The sequence below is a fragment of the Desulforamulus profundi genome, from assembly GCF_002607855.1.
Genome location: NZ_AWQQ01000032.1, coordinates 1 through 14,702, shown reverse-complemented (window position 1 = coordinate 14,702; position 14,702 = coordinate 1). Strand labels below are relative to the sequence as shown.

At 40.8% G+C, this 14,702-nt stretch carries 18 protein-coding genes; 17 read left to right on the top strand and 1 reads right to left on the bottom strand.

Going from position 1 to position 14,702, the window contains the following annotated elements; genetic code table 11:
* Positions 1–95 precede the first annotated feature (95 nt).
* Genes P378_RS04530 through P378_RS04520 form a run of 3 tightly spaced genes read left to right on the top strand, consistent with a single transcriptional unit; the run spans position 96 to position 2,533 of the window.
* Positions 96–866: a CpaE/TadZ family protein gene (locus P378_RS04530; protein WP_099082424.1), complete on the top strand. Its 771-nt coding sequence runs from the start codon at positions 96–98 to the stop codon at positions 864–866.
* Positions 867–869: 3 nt separating this feature from the next.
* Positions 870–1,766, top strand: coding sequence for a nucleotide-binding protein (locus P378_RS04525; protein ID WP_099082423.1), 897 nt, complete (start codon positions 870–872; stop codon positions 1,764–1,766).
* A 44-nt stretch (positions 1,767–1,810) separates the two neighbouring features.
* A complete protein-coding gene (locus P378_RS04520) occupies positions 1,811–2,533 on the top strand; it encodes an SAF domain-containing protein (protein WP_073239238.1) in 723 nt (240 codons plus the stop codon).
* Between the two features lie 270 nt (positions 2,534–2,803).
* Here the strand turns inward: P378_RS04520 and P378_RS18885 are convergent, their stop codons facing one another.
* Positions 2,804–3,262 (bottom strand): hypothetical protein, encoded by a 459-nt coding sequence (locus P378_RS18885; RefSeq protein WP_143157040.1) that lies wholly within the window; start codon positions 3,260–3,262, stop codon positions 2,804–2,806.
* A gap of 490 nt (positions 3,263–3,752) precedes the next feature.
* Between P378_RS18885 and P378_RS04510 the strand changes: the two genes are divergently transcribed.
* From P378_RS04510 to P378_RS04445, 14 genes are all read left to right on the top strand, one after another.
* On the top strand, positions 3,753–4,085 hold the full coding sequence (locus P378_RS04510) for a hypothetical protein (RefSeq protein WP_073239236.1): 333 nt from the start codon (positions 3,753–3,755) through the stop codon (positions 4,083–4,085).
* The gene (locus P378_RS04505; protein ID WP_099082422.1) at positions 4,076–4,789 is read left to right on the top strand and encodes a hypothetical protein; all 714 of its coding nucleotides are present in this window, start codon (positions 4,076–4,078) and stop codon (positions 4,787–4,789) included. The genes P378_RS04510 and P378_RS04505 overlap by 10 nt, the downstream gene beginning before the upstream one ends.
* Before the next feature lie 76 nt (positions 4,790–4,865).
* On the top strand, positions 4,866–6,116 hold the full coding sequence (locus P378_RS04500) for a TadA family conjugal transfer-associated ATPase (protein ID WP_099082421.1): 1,251 nt from the start codon (positions 4,866–4,868) through the stop codon (positions 6,114–6,116).
* A 3-nt stretch (positions 6,117–6,119) separates the two neighbouring features.
* A complete protein-coding gene (locus P378_RS04495; RefSeq protein ID WP_099082420.1) occupies positions 6,120–6,566 on the top strand; it encodes a hypothetical protein in 447 nt (148 codons plus the stop codon).
* On the top strand, positions 6,563–6,976 hold the full coding sequence (locus P378_RS04490; protein ID WP_099082419.1) for a type II secretion system F family protein: 414 nt from the start codon (positions 6,563–6,565) through the stop codon (positions 6,974–6,976). Before P378_RS04495 ends, P378_RS04490 begins: the two co-directional genes overlap by 4 nt.
* Positions 6,976–7,749, top strand: coding sequence for a type II secretion system F family protein (locus P378_RS04485; protein ID WP_099082418.1), 774 nt, complete (start codon positions 6,976–6,978; stop codon positions 7,747–7,749). Before P378_RS04490 ends, P378_RS04485 begins: the two co-directional genes overlap by 1 nt.
* Before the next feature lie 1,474 nt (positions 7,750–9,223).
* The gene (locus tag P378_RS04475; RefSeq protein ID WP_099082416.1) at positions 9,224–9,403 is read left to right on the top strand and encodes a hypothetical protein; all 180 of its coding nucleotides are present in this window, start codon (positions 9,224–9,226) and stop codon (positions 9,401–9,403) included.
* An 18-nt stretch (positions 9,404–9,421) separates the two neighbouring features.
* Positions 9,422–9,592 (top strand): hypothetical protein, encoded by a 171-nt coding sequence (locus P378_RS19405; protein WP_180260987.1) that lies wholly within the window; start codon positions 9,422–9,424, stop codon positions 9,590–9,592.
* Positions 9,593–9,667: 75 nt separating this feature from the next.
* Positions 9,668–10,069: a hypothetical protein gene (locus P378_RS04470; protein WP_180260986.1), complete on the top strand. Its 402-nt coding sequence runs from the start codon at positions 9,668–9,670 to the stop codon at positions 10,067–10,069.
* Positions 10,053–10,580, top strand: coding sequence for a TadE/TadG family type IV pilus assembly protein (locus P378_RS04465; RefSeq protein WP_099082414.1), 528 nt, complete (start codon positions 10,053–10,055; stop codon positions 10,578–10,580). Before P378_RS04470 ends, P378_RS04465 begins: the two co-directional genes overlap by 17 nt.
* A gap of 89 nt (positions 10,581–10,669) precedes the next feature.
* Positions 10,670–11,680, top strand: coding sequence for a stalk domain-containing protein (locus P378_RS04460; RefSeq protein ID WP_099082413.1), 1,011 nt, complete (start codon positions 10,670–10,672; stop codon positions 11,678–11,680).
* 111 nt (positions 11,681–11,791) lie between these two features.
* Positions 11,792–13,135, top strand: coding sequence for a PKD domain-containing protein (locus tag P378_RS04455; RefSeq protein WP_099082412.1), 1,344 nt, complete (start codon positions 11,792–11,794; stop codon positions 13,133–13,135).
* A gap of 113 nt (positions 13,136–13,248) precedes the next feature.
* The gene (locus tag P378_RS04450; RefSeq protein WP_099082411.1) at positions 13,249–14,484 is read left to right on the top strand and encodes a hypothetical protein; all 1,236 of its coding nucleotides are present in this window, start codon (positions 13,249–13,251) and stop codon (positions 14,482–14,484) included.
* Between the two features lie 46 nt (positions 14,485–14,530).
* The coding region (locus P378_RS04445; RefSeq protein WP_143338409.1) for a transposase at positions 14,531–14,702 on the top strand (172 nt) is incomplete at its 3' end.

The following is a 14,702-nucleotide window of genomic DNA, read 5'->3' as shown; positions in this document are numbered from 1 at the left end:
TTGGCGTCCCAAGCATTCAATACCAGAGGAAAGCTAATTATATCCTCATCTACTAAAGGCGGAGTTGGAAAAACCACTATAGCTATTACAAAGCAGTGGCCTTAGCCCATGCAGGGATAAAAACCTGCCTGCTGGACTTTAACCTGGCTGCCCCTGATATTGCCACCTTCTTTAAAATTGAAGGCGTACCTGGCATTGAACTGCTGGCGGCAAACCCTTTCTCGCCATCACTGGTGATGGATGTGCTGGTAAAAGTAAACGAATACCTTTACGTTCTACCCGGGCCGATGGACACCACTAACCCGTATTTTGAAGATGGTAAGGTGGGAAAAATACTGGACTTTTTATTAAGCCAATTCCCAGTCTTAATAGCTGACACGCCGCCTGAATTTTGGACGGACGAAAGGTTAAAGGAACTGTTTGAGCGCGCCGACCGGGTGTATTCTATACTGACTCAATCTTCCTTTTCGGAAGAAGAAGCCAAAGACTATGCCCCGCAATATATCATGTGCGGCGTCAAGCCAGACCAAATTGGCTTAATACTTAACATGTATGATCCTGAATTAAGAGATCCAAGAAAAATTGAAGCCAGCTTTTCAGTTAACCTTAAAGTAAAGGATAAAAACTCCCTGCCCCGGATAGAAGCTATTATCCCGGTTAATTATCGAGAAAATGTCAAGGGAACCCATGAAGGCAAGGTGGTGGACCTGGATAAGGGATACAACCAAATTCACCATGTGGTGCAGAAAATAGCTCAATTAGCCGGGTACAGCTATGAAATATTGTCTGCAGGCAGATTAGAAGAGAATAATCCAAAACAAGGTTTTTTGAAGAAGTTATTTCAAAAATTCAAGAAGGATGTGTAGTTTGTGCAGGATGATCTTATTCAAAAAATACGGGAAATGCACCAATACTGCACTCCCGAAGGTATAGCCACTGCCTTAAAAATACCCTTGGAAGCTGTATATACTGTCCTGGAGGGCAAACCTTTAAAAATAGAAAACAGGCAGGTGGGAGAAAAACCGATTATTTTAGTAAAAGCCGCCGCTTCGTCACATCCGCAAAAATGCATAGCCATAATCAGGGCAAAGGGTGGTATTGGAGCCAGCACTCTTGCAGTCCACCTAGCCAATACAATTTCAGGCAAACTAAATGTTTTATTAATAGATTTAAACCCGAACGGTGGGGACACAAAACAGTATGTTTTAGATAAAGGACTGCACCTGGGGCAAACAGGTTCTTTAGTAGCTATACGATTAACAGATAACTTTTACTTTCATTACCCACAACCAGGAGAGGTGAAAGATTCAATAAAAAAGGCAAAGGAAAATTTTGATGCTATAATTTTAGACTTACCTAATGCAGAACTTAAAAACTTGCAGGAGATTACTCAATATTGTAACACCGGCATTATTTTGCTTGATACCACCTTGCAAGGAATAGAGAAGCTGCTGTCCTGGCACCAAATGACAGCTTTAAGAAGTAAATTTGTGGTTGTAAATAACGGCCGGCAGATAGAAACCAATGAAAAAATCCTGCAGGAGCTGGTACAGCAGTTTAGTGATTACGACATTGAAGAAGGCATTTATCTGCCATTTTCCCCTGAATTGACTGATGCCTTCAACAGGGGAGATTTTGTCAGCCGCAGGTCACATTACCAGGAAGGGGTTTCTTCTCTTGTTGAGGCAATTTTACCTGGTCTTTTGAACAGTAAAAAGAGCGACACATTATTTACTAAAATCAGCAGGTTGTTTGGAGGAGATTAAGCTAAAAGTATGGCATATTAATACGGGAGGAATTAGATAAGAAAATGTTAAAGTTTAATAAACCTAACGTTCCCAAAATAGTTAAACCTAAAAGCAAAAACAAAAGTATTCTGCTGGGTTCCATCATTATTGGGTTTATAGCTGCTGTAGGTATTTATACAGCGGTGATGTCTTTTATCCGTCCGGTGGATGTAGTAGTAGCAGTTAGGGATATAGACAACTTAAAAAAAATCACAGAGGCGGACGTGGCAATAAAGAAAATATCAGCCAGATCTGTACATCCAAAAGCCTATCATGACTTAAAGAATGTTATTGGTACTTATCCCAAGATGCCCATAACAGCCGGGGAACAGATATTAAGCACAAAACTCGTAAACAACCCAGATAAAGTGGTAGATGCCTTTGAAGCCCTGCAGCCGGACGAAATGATTCTGGAACTGCAGGAAGGTAAAAACATTGCTTTTCCTAAATTATTGAAAAAAGGTGACTATGTTACTTTCTATTCGGTGGAAGATGATGGAACTAAAGAATACGGCAAAGGGTCAAAATTTATTTCTTCCTCCGGCCCTAATATCGTTCATAACTTTAACAACCTTTCAGCCGGGAAAGACCCCACTGAAGGTAAAATTGTGGTTATATGCACCCGGGAGGAAGGTAAAAAAATACTTAGTGCTACCCAAAAAGCCAAAATGATTTACGTTACACCGGAGCACCCGGAAAACCTGATTATTACACCGGGCAAAAACACAGCGGCACCCAAATATTAAGGGTGCCACTTATTTTTTGAAAGAGGTGTTTTTATTAATGAGAAAATCCCATTCAAATTCGTACCAACTGCTAGTTAATGGGGTATACTTTGATTTTCTTTTACCGATGAAGTTGGCAATATAGTGAAAAGGCTGTGTCTTAATACCCAGCCAGAGACTTTTGCCTTTACCAAGTTTTTCATATTTAGGAGGAGGGGAGGAAAGAGTTTGAGGGAGCAATTCAGGTGTCAGAAGCCATGTGACAAGAACAATTTTTTTAACACCTGCTTTTTAAAGGGTATTAATACATATCTCCATTTCTTCAATAATAAATTTTCGTCTTTCTTTAAAGCGGTTATAGACAATAAAGGCGAAAGGTGCCATTTGAATTTTCCAAGTGTCTTTTTTAATACATCTTCCGTAACCAATAAGGCTGAGGGGAACCAAATAAAGGCTGTTAATGAAATAAATAATCGAAATACTTATAAAGAGTATAAAAGCGAAAGTATTATACAAGGAAACTTTATAAAACAGACTAATAAAAATGATAAAAGAAATTACAACTATTACCAAATGGCCGTATCTATGAACAAAAAGATTCCCAAAAGGGAGTCTAAGTATACTCGAATGGTCAGGAACATCAAAAGTAGAAACGGTACAGGTTTTTCCAAAGAGGATGTTATCAGAATCTTGTTTGTTCCGTTGCTCCCTTTGCTTGCCTTCTATATCTGGAATATTTTCAGTGAGCATAATTTTTCACCCTTTACTTTTATTAAAAATTTGACTGTTTTTGGACTTAAGGACGACCAACATTTGATATGTTTATGTTCACTGCTGTTAGGTTTAATCCAGCTAGTTGTGGGTCTGGCAGCTTTATTACTGGTTAGTTTACTGACAAAGAATAAACCTTTATATAAATTATACCCTGAGAAATATGCAGTAAGAATAGAGTGTCGATATAGATATTGGGATTCGTTTTCGTGGATATGTTGTTGCTTGATGCCAGCAATTATACCGGCAATAATTCTGATTAAATATTTATCATTTAAGATTCTTCTGATTTGGCTAATACCTTATTTGTTTTTTACGTCTGCCATTCAATGGGAGGAAATATGGGAAGATAAAATTTGTTCAAAAGATAGCGCAGAGATGTATTTAACCTTATTCCAGAACACCCGGAAAACCTGATTATTACACCGGGTAAAAACTCCCAAATAATAAGGTTTTTAGGAGGGATAAAATGTCTCTGTGGAGAGAAAGTTTTGCCGATGCAATCGAAGAAATTATTTTTAATATTCCTTTAGTATCATTACTTTGGTTCGTAATAACATTATTAACTGAGCAGTTAAGAACTGGTAGTGAAGGACAAATCACCGTGGCTTCGTTCATTTTAACTGGTACAGTTGTTTTTCTTGTTATTTTAGTGTTTATCTTTTGCATAAAAACATACACAAACCTACGATGCATTGTTTTAAAGGAAAATCCAAGGTATGCAAAGAAAAGAATTACTCTTAAAGAGGTTTTAATTAAGCAAATAATTTATGACAGAGGAGATGATGACGATTGGTTTTAACCAGCTTGTTATATGTATTGTTTATTCTTTTACCAGGTTATATTGCTTATGCAGCTGCAGGATATAATGTCGATGAAAAAGGAATCTTTGCTAGAATTGTTTATCGTGGAGCAGCTGTATTCTTTATAATAAACGCACTAGCTTTAGCATTTAGCGGCTCACAGGTGAGTAAAGCATATTTTAAATTGCTTCAGAATACACCCGAAAATATGGATAATCGTGTTTTTGTTTATACGATTGCTGTATATATTTTGGGCGGATTTATACTAGGATGGTTGCAGCTTTATTTAGAATATAAAACATTATGGAATGCTAAAAGGGATTTAAAAAAATGGGTTAATAAAAAGTCTGATGCCGTAGAGGTAGAACCTGGCAATATATTAAAAAGAATTTTAATTTGTTACCGGTTTGCGAATAAGAAACCTTTTGTTGTGGTGTATTTTGATAAAGACAAAAATATAGAGGGAGAGGTGCTAAAATACTGCTGGAATGGCAGGGAGGAACTTTTATTAAGGCATGCTGATACATGCGAATTATTTGTACTGGATTTAGGCAAATGCATATCGCTAAATTTTAAAAATATACACGAATTAGATAACATGATAAATGTTAAAAAGAGTGATATAAATTTACTTGACTTAATTCACGGCGGACTTTCGGAAGCAATAAAAGAAAAAAATAAAATGAATACCCCGGCAGAGTAAGCCGGGATTTATTTTTTTAAAGCTTTATGCCATCTGCTGTTCTAAATTAATCAAATCAAAAAGGAGTGAAGAATAAATGCAGTTAACATTAAGAAATGTTTTGGACTCTGCCCGCCATATTTTGGTGGCGGAATACGGAGCCGTCTTAATGGACGGCACCAAAGACATGACAGACATCATTAACAAAGTGGTTGACGGTATTACAGGCGGCAGGGAGGTGGAGGGACAGCCGCCGGAAGAAGTGCGGGAGTATGTCAAAGCCCGCATCGTTGGACTGGGACCTGCTGATGTTTTATTGAAAGACCCGGAAGTATCAGAAATTATGATAAACGGCCCCAAAGACATTTTTATTGAAAAAAACGGGGTTATTGAAAAAGCCCAGGGGGTTGAGTTTGAGAACGAGCAGGAAGTGCTGGATGTATTAGACAGAATTGTGAGGCGGTGCGGCAGAAAGATAAATTACTCCGACCCTACGGTAGATGCCAGATTAGGCGAAATGAGGGTAAACGCTGTTATAAAGCCATGCGCCTCTGTACCGTATATCACCATCCGGCGGTTTGTCAAAAAGGTATTCAGCACAGAAGATTTTCTTAAAACCGGGTACTTTACCGAAGAAATTGCGGAATTTTTAAGGTACTGCGTAATCGGTAAAGCCAACATCCTAGTGGCCGGGGCCACCGGCTGCGGGAAAACCACCTTTATGCGGTGGCTGTGCGAACACATTCCCGGAAATGAAAGGTTAATCACTATTGAGGATACTAAGGAGTTAAACCTTATCAGGGGACACTTAGTAAGCCTGGAGACAAATGAAAAAGCAGACGCCGCCAAACTTATTATAAACACCCTGCGGATGCGTCCGGACAGAATCCTGTTGGGTGAGATCCGGGGCACTGAAGCATTGGAACTTTTAAACGCTATGGGTACAGGTCACGAGGGAAGTATTTCGTCTATTCATACCAACTTGGGCAACCTTTCTGCCATCCAGCGTTTTGTCAGGGCGGCGGCCCGGGCAGGAACAGTTTCCCCGGAAGAAATTCAAGCCATGATCAGTGAAATCTTAAACCTTATCATATTCTTGAAACGCTTCCCGGACGGCACCAGGAGGCTGGTCAGTATCAGCCAGGTATTATCCAATAACGGTAAGCCCGTTTTCCGGGACATCTATAAATACTCTCCCGGCCGGGGACACCGTTTTATCCAGCCCCTTTCCGATGAACTACTGGAAATCATGTCCCAAAACTTCATGGAAGAACTGCCTAAACTGCCTGCCTTCACCGGCAGGGAAACTCCTGCAGAATGTCCGCAATATCTTGTGAAGGGGGTGTAGGTTTTGACAGAACTGCTGTCGCTCAGTTTCCTGGCCGGTTTAGCAATTTTTGGGGTAATAATTGCTTTAAAATATGACACAGCCGAAAAACCGAAAAAATATCTTTTTACCCCCCAAAAACCAAAACCAGGCAGTGTTGAGTATCTTTTAAACATCTTAAATATGAACCGATCTGAATATTACCTCGGGACCGGGATATTAGCCGCCGCTGGAGCCGGGCTCGGTATTGTTTTAAAAAACCCCCTGGCTTCTGTTATGCTGGCGTTATTTGCGGCTATATACCGCAAGAAAAAACTGCAGGAAAAATTTATGCAGCGCAAAGCCATGATTGATACCCAGGTGGATACGGCCCTGCAGATGATCGCGTCGCTGCACGAAACTACCGGCGACCTTATCTACAGTATAGAGGGGGCGGCACAGACTACAGCTTCCCCCATGAGGACGAGTTGATAAAAACCGTTATGGAGTATCGAGCCGGTAAAAGCCTGTTAGAAGCCTTAAAAGGACTGGCAGACCGTACCGAAAACCGGGACTTGGAGGTTTTTGTAAGGGCTGTAGCCATATCTGAAGAATACGGCACCAACACTTCCGAAGTGATTATAGATACTTCAAAGGTTATCAGCGACCGCATTATTTTAAGGGAAGAAATTAAGAACGAATTAAGGGGGCAAAAACTCACCACTACTATTTTCCTGATATTCTTACCACTGACGGCCGCCGGTGTTATTGGTTTTTACGATGATGCCAGACATATTTTGATTAACACTTTTATGGGTAAAGTTGTGCTGGACGTGGTTATCCTTTTAAACTTTATTGCCTGGTATTTTTCCGGGGCGCAAAGGTTGGTGGATGAACTGTAATGTTTGAATTGGTTTTGCCTTCTGTTCTCTTAGGGTTATCCGTCAGTGGAATATTAATTTCCCTGCGTATAGATGATATTATTACTACCCTGGGCCGGGCGGATAGCCTTTACAATCGTTTTAAGGCCGGTGCCAAAAGTATGGGTATTGAGCTTAATACAGAATTTATTTTGGGTCTTCGTATGATAGCTGTAGTGCTGGTGGTGCTGTTGGGTATTGTGATTGGTTCCACCTTGAACTGGTTTACGGCCTTTAGCTTTGCTGCAGCGGCTGCGGGTATTTACTACTCCCCGGTGGCTTGGCTTAATTCACGGGAAAAAGAACGTTTAAAAGACCTCAATAAAGAGTTTCCCTTGATGGTTTCTTTACTGCGTGTTTATTCCCGGGCCGGAGGCCTTTATCAGGCTTTAAAAATCGTAAAAAATGCTGTACAGGGGGAATTAAGGCGGCAGTTGGAAATATTGGTGGTAGAGTTGGAAATCTATTCCCTGCAGGAAGCCCTGGACAGGCTTGCCGAACGCAGTAAATACCCGCCCTTAACCAACCTGGTCAGTGTGCTGTTAATGGGTATCAACAACGGCAACGACATTGACGAGATTTTAGAGAAGTTTGCTAAGGGCGCTTACCGGGTAAGGGTGGATGAAATCAAGAGAAAGATTAAGGCCCAGCCCATCATTCAAACCCTTATGCCTGCCATATTAATGTTTGCTCTGCTTTTGATCATTGTATATCCTATGTTCTCCAATATCATAACCAGTTTGAACAAATTCTAAGGCCGGGGAAGTAGCCCCGGCTTTTTTATTTTAAAAGTGGATAATGTAAAATGGTGGGTTGAATCTTTAAATATGCTATGGGTAGTTTTTTTATTAGTATTATTTCTGATTAATAATTTTATTTCGGGTATAGTTTATGTCCCATTCGTATTTATATGAATCATCTTTAATAATTTTAATTAATACGCTATTATTTCTGGGTTTATTTTTATTAAATTTAAACATGGAGTATATTCTGTTTGGTTTATTTAAAATAAAAAATATCTTTCCGAAAATAAAATATATTAATGTAATAAGACGACTTGGTATGCTTTTTATATACGAAATCTTTTCTATATTTGTCGGTTCTAAAATAAATAAACCTTTATATTTGGGTGTAATTAACCATGTAAATGTTTTTATCTTTTTTACCCTATTATCATTAAGGGTAAGTAAAAGTAAATAATTAAAATCATGCAGTATATAAAAATGTGGATTATATTTTAAATAACGAAAACAAGAAAATCCAGATAGGTGAGCAATCCATACACCTTTACCTTTATATGATAAAGAAAAAATTCTACCAATAGGTATTAATGTGAAGTAATGTACAATAAAACAGATAGTTGTAAATACGCATAATAATATTATAAAAACAGTAAAATATATTCTTTGCAAAGGAGTAAAAAAATGAAAAATAAAATATCCGATACATCCAAAACAAAACATTGCGATAAAAAATTGATATTTTTCCCGGGCGCCGAAAGGTGGGAACCTCAACATGTTTGTAAGGTAAGGTTGAATAAGAGTATATTTATTAAGATTGTTTTTTCTTGGGTTCTATTATTTTTTGTATCATTCTTTATCTCATCCTTTAAAAATTGATAATAAATATACTATTTCACTAACTTTGTGGTTAAATAATAAATTGATAAAAATATTGATTTACTGGTTAGTTTATACACCTTTTTTAATAATAATATTTAAATATATTTGGTCATTGGTTATGTTCTTTTTGAAAAAAAGGTACTCTTTTTGGACAACGCAAAAAATTCATTCTAATAATATGCGTATTCATGTACCAACCCGTATTAATGAAATTGTATCCTTTATTGAAATTTCTGTCCTTTTTTTGATAGTATTTTGGCCTTCGTGGTTAGCTATTTTACAGCAAAATATAAAGTTTTTTTTCTTGGTATCAATAATTTTATTGATACCAAATATTTTTCTTTTAGCAATATTGGAAGACATGTTTGATGAGTGACGACTTTCAGGACTATGGTAATTAACATGTAACTTTATTTTTTTATATTTAAAATTTACCATATCTAAAATCTAAAATACAGAATTTAAAATTCCCATCTTTTTGAATTCATTCAGGGGAGGATGTTAAGAAATTTTTGAAGGGGGGTGGTTGTCAAAATCACAGTAGTTATTTTTGCATCTGTTAACTTCCGTATCTAAAAAAAATTAAACACAAGGAGGAATTTTTCTTATGAAAAACATGATTGACTTTATCAAAGACGAAAGAGGCGACTTTATTCAAAACGGGCTGTGGATTATCATTGTGGTGCTGCTGGTGGCCGGGGCTTCCTTAGCTTTTGCCGGTAGTTTGAAAACAAAGTTTAACGGCATTAAGGGAAGCGTAGATAACGTACAAGTGCCTCAAATTTAAAAAGGGAGCTGTTCTCCTGTGAGAAATTTTGGTAATTTTTTAAAGGACGAACGGGGGGATTTTGTCCAGTATGCCTTGTACCTAATTATTGTGGTACTGGGTACAGCCCCGTTCCTTGCCATCCTTACCGGTGCGGTAGGCGGTAAATTCACCCAGTTCACCAATAAGGTAAACCAGATTGGCGGCTGATACTATGAAAAAACTACTAAGAGACACCCGGGCGGCAACTTTTGTGGAACTGCTCTGGCGATGCCGGTGCTTTTAATGATGTTTCTTTTCATCATCGAAAGCTCTTTTATTATGTATGACTTTGCTGTGGTTAATTACTTCACCTCCACCGCCGCCGAAAAAGCGGCGATGGAGGGCAGTTTCAATGATGCCACCCGGCAGTCACTGCAAACTAACCTGCGCAACTGGACATCCAACGGCAAAACATACAGTTTTAACACTTCCGGTACATCAGCTTATTATGCTCCCGGGGTGGTGGTTGTCTACGGTACCGATAAAAACACCCGGGTGCAGAGGGGAAATGATATTCAAGTAGGGGTTGTGTACCCGGTGCGGTTTAAAACTTTTATCGTCCGAGGCACTTTCCAGTGGGTAGTTGAACAAACAGAGTTAACATTAAAAGCGTGGGCGGTGAGCAGCAGTGAAAAATATATTTAAAGACAACCGGGGTGTAGCCTTTATCTATACCCTGATGTGTTTCATGGTTTTCCTGCTGTTTATCTCTGTGGCTGTGGATATAGGGCATGTTCTCATGGCTAAAATCAAAGCCAAACATGCCTTAAATCTGGCCCTTAGGGCCGCTGCCAACGAAATTGACCAAAACCTTTTGGCAGACCCCGTTAAACCAATGCTACGCATTAAAGAACCGGAAGCCAGGGCAAAGTTTGATCAGATTTTGCAGAAAAACCTTAAACTTAATGCAGGTTTTAACCCTAATACCGGTTCTATTGCGAAAGACAGGGTAACGGTGGAAGCCTATCGGGTATTTAATACCGTGCCCAGTCAATTTACCTACGGCAGTTATACCGAAAACATAAACGATGTCTGCGTGTCGGCGGTTATTAAGGTGCCGATCAAACTGTCGGGCTTTGCCAAGGTGTCGGCAGATATACCGGAGGATTTTAACCTGTATGTTCAAGCAACAGTTAAGCCGCAGTTAATACCGTAAAAATAATGAAATGCTTAACAAAATTTGCTAATTAGTGTATAATTAGTATATATGAATATTGCGTTAATATTATTGTAAGGAGGGTTCTGATGAAGCTGTTTAAGAATAAAGTGAAAAAGATTGCTGCGGTTGGCGTTTTATCATTAGGGTTGATTTTGGGGATGTTTACAGGTCAGGTATTGGCGTGTGCTGATTGTTATGACCCGGCCGATTTTTCCAGTAGTTACAACATGACGATGAGAATGAAGGTTATAAAAAATAACATAGTTATTGAAGGCGATCCCTGTGAAACTCAAAAAAAATTTCAAAAAGAATGGAAGTTAACAGATGATGAAATACGCAAGGATTATGTAGCTGCTGTTATTGGTTCTGCTAGGGAAATGGCAATAATGTACCCTAAATATGAAATTATTGAAATCGACGGTAAGCCCTGGCAGTTAACACCTTACGCAGAGATGATTAAGAAAGAGTTACTGTATTCAGATAAATATACAGAACCATCAAAATGGCTTGGCACCCCTATGGAAGAACTTTTCTTAGACCCGTCCTTGAACGGTAAAGGAAAAGAAGTTTTTGCCCTGGTGGAAGCAGGCAAGACTGCCGCTGAAATAAAGGCCCTGCTGGGTAAACCGGAAGTCAAAGAACCGACTGTTCAAAACGATAATCAGGGTAAGATTGAAAGCAAGGATAAACCCCAGGAACCTGCCGCAACTGCAGCCCGGCCGGACAGCCTGGTGCTTACGGTGGGCAAAAAAGAATACAGTGAGGTGAAGGATGGCATCAGCCGCCCGGCTCTGCTGGAAACGGAACCCATTGTGTTAAACGGCGTGACCCTGGTGCCTTTACGGGGCGTGGTGGATAAACTGGGAGCAGAGATTACTTGGGACGGCGGTACGAAAATTGAGGTTGTCAAAGGGGACAAAAAGGTTAACCTAACCCTGAATTCCGATAAAGCTTTTGTCAACGATCAAGAATACACCCTGGCAAGCCCGGCGGTAGTAAAGGAAGGCAGGACATTAATTCCTTTGCGTTTTGTTTCAGAGGGGTTGAGGCTAACCGTCAACTGGGATGCTAAAACCCAGAGTATTATGATACGCTAAAAAGAGACCTTCAGGTTTGAAAGAACCTGGAGGTCTTTCTTATTTTAAGGGCGGAATTGCCGAACAGAAAGGGGGTCGAATTTATTAGAAAAAGGAGCGTGTTAATCCGGCATGATGCCTACGGTTGATAAACTAAAGCAAAAACTGTGGCTGATAATTTTCTTTTTATGTCTTTTAAACCTGGTCATTTTTCCGACAGCGGTTTATGCATGGTCGGACCCGGGTTTAGGGCCCGGCGTGGTACAGGGTACGCAAGTTACAATAAGTGGAGGCGATTTTGGCGGTACACTTAAATACAACACCCTTTACGAAGTAAGGGTAAACGGCTCACAAGTGGGCAGTGCGGTGTTAATCAACCAAATCCCCAGCTATGGCGGGTATGCCTTTATACCTTCCTCGGCCTTAAGTGAAGCCGTTTCAGCATTTAAGGGCAATTACAGCCATGTCAGCGGCAACGTTAACCTATACACCATTAACCCGAACAACAACAAACGCTACTGGATACGGGAAGTGGGCTACCACAGCGGTGCTGACGTGATTTACTCGGGGAAGGTTGTAAACATAACCCCGTCCCCCCTGCCCACGGGCAATATCTCAACACCGCCCACCATTAAGGCCGGCCAGCCAGTCAATATCAGCCTGACTGCTACCAGCCTGACCTTGAGTGGTATCTCTGTATTCTATGACAAATACAAACTGGACTACAAATTCAAGATAAACGGCAGCCAGGTTGATTCGGGGACGGCCAGTAAGAACCTGTCCAAACAGGTAAACTATACGTTTCCTTCTCCGGGAACCTACACCCTAAAACTGGAATTGGAAGATGCGTTTAAGCGTAAAGACCCCAAGACCAATGGGCCTGTTACGATTGAAAAAACAGTAACTGTCATCGCAGGCTCAGGAGGTCCGCCGCCTGTACCACCTTCGGGCGGTAAACCGCTGGCAGACTTTGACCTGCCCAGCATGACCACGCCCAACACCAGCGTAACCGTGACGGACAGATCCCAGGCTTACGGCGGGGCAACCATTACCACCCGCACCTGGACCATTACGCCCAGCGGCTACAGCGGCACCCCGGCCGGCACCAGTTATTCGGTGTCCTTCCCTTCGGAAGGTACTTACACAGTCAAGCTGGTTGTTAAGGATTCCAAGGGCAACACCTCTGACCCCTGCGAGAAAACAATTATAGTGCAAGGTGACTTCATTCCCCCGGACCCGCCGGAACCGCCCAACGGTCCGCCGGTGGCTAAAATGAAGTACCCGAAAGCCGTTGGTATCGGCAAGCCCGCCCAAATTGAAAACCTTTCTTATGATACTGACGGCTCCATTGTTGACGTAGACTGGGACATTGACCCCCAGGAAGGCAGAGTAGCAGCAGTATTGACGACAGTGCCCTGGAGGATGAAGGCGGTACCGTTATCTTTAAGGAAGAGGGGGAATATGAAATCACTCTGACCGTAGAGGATGACGGTGGTGAAACAGCTTCCGTTAGCGGTACCATTAACGTCAAGAACAGCGCTCCCAAAGCCCTCATTTCCTGTCCCACTGATGTGATGCAGGGTGACGATGTGGTTATTAAAAACCGTTCCTATGACCCGGACGGTGAAATCAAAGAAGTCAAATGGACACTGGAAATACCTACAGGCGGGGTGATTAAAAAATCCTCCGATAACAGCGTGGTTACGCAGTTCACCGAGGATGAAAACAGAGTCTACTTTGACAAGGAGGGAACTTATAAGGTCACCATAGAAGTGACTGATGACTGGGGTAAAAAAGACAGCACCACAGAAACCATTGTAGTAAAACCGGCCATCCCCAACGCATATTTTGAACCGGTTGGCCCTTACAAGCAAAACCGTAAACTGCAGTTTGTGGCAGGTGGTTCATCACCTTCACGGTATCCCATCATAACCAACCTGAATCAGTGGGTTATTGAACCAGTAACTTCCGGCCTTACGGCAGATGATATTAAAATCAGGCTGGAAAACCCTGATAATAAAGGGGAAAGGGTTTTATTATTTAAAAAACCCGGGCAGTACAGGGTAAAATTGAAAGTCACCAACACCGCAGGGCATACCTCGGAATGGTACGAAAAGCTTTATGACATACAGCCCGATGCCCCCCCGGTGGCTGACTTTAATGTCCAGAGTGCCTATCTCAGGAACCCGGAAGACAGAAATGTATCTGAATTACTCATCAGAGACCTGTCTTACTCCCCGGACGGTGACGTCATTAATAAACGGGTATGGAAGTACAAGTTTGACAGCGACAACGACGGCAGTTTTGACGATGAAACCTTTATTGTTTTTGATGCGGCTAACAACCCATCGCCGGTAATTCGCACCAGTCATGTGGGCAAGTACCTGGTAGAGCTGGAAGTTACCGAGGGATTCGGTGAACCTACGGGAACGCTGGATGAGTTTATCTCGCCGGAAGACTATTTGAAGGCTAACACGGATAATAAACCTCTGCAGGAGAAGAAAACTGAGGTAATAAATGTCCAGCCTGTCGTGGCCTTTGAAGCCCAAAGGAAGAAAATGGTGGATATTGTGTTTACGGTGGGGGATGTTGACGCTGGGAAAGTATGGGGTATAGATAATAAAATTGATATTTACATCAAGTCAAAGCTACAGCAGAACGGGATATACTCCAATATCACCAAGGTCAACGTTCAAGAATTAAAAAACATAAGCAATTCAATAAATCAGATAAATTGGAATGAGGGGGCAGATCGTTTTGTTATTGATTTGCGCGACAAACCTTCTTGTATATTAAGAGTAGAATCGACAGGATATAATGGATAAAGAAAACTAGACAAAAAAACAGCTTTATTTAAGGTGGATCGTTGCCGTGAGAAAATCATATTCTGGGGAGTTCAAAGCCAAGGTTGTACTGGAAATTCTCAAGGAAGAGAAAACCATATCCCAGATTGCTTCAGAGTATGGGATTCATCCAAATCAATTGCTTAAATGGAAAAAAGAGGCAATAAGATCTCTGGCAGAAGTTCTTGAAGATGGTCGTA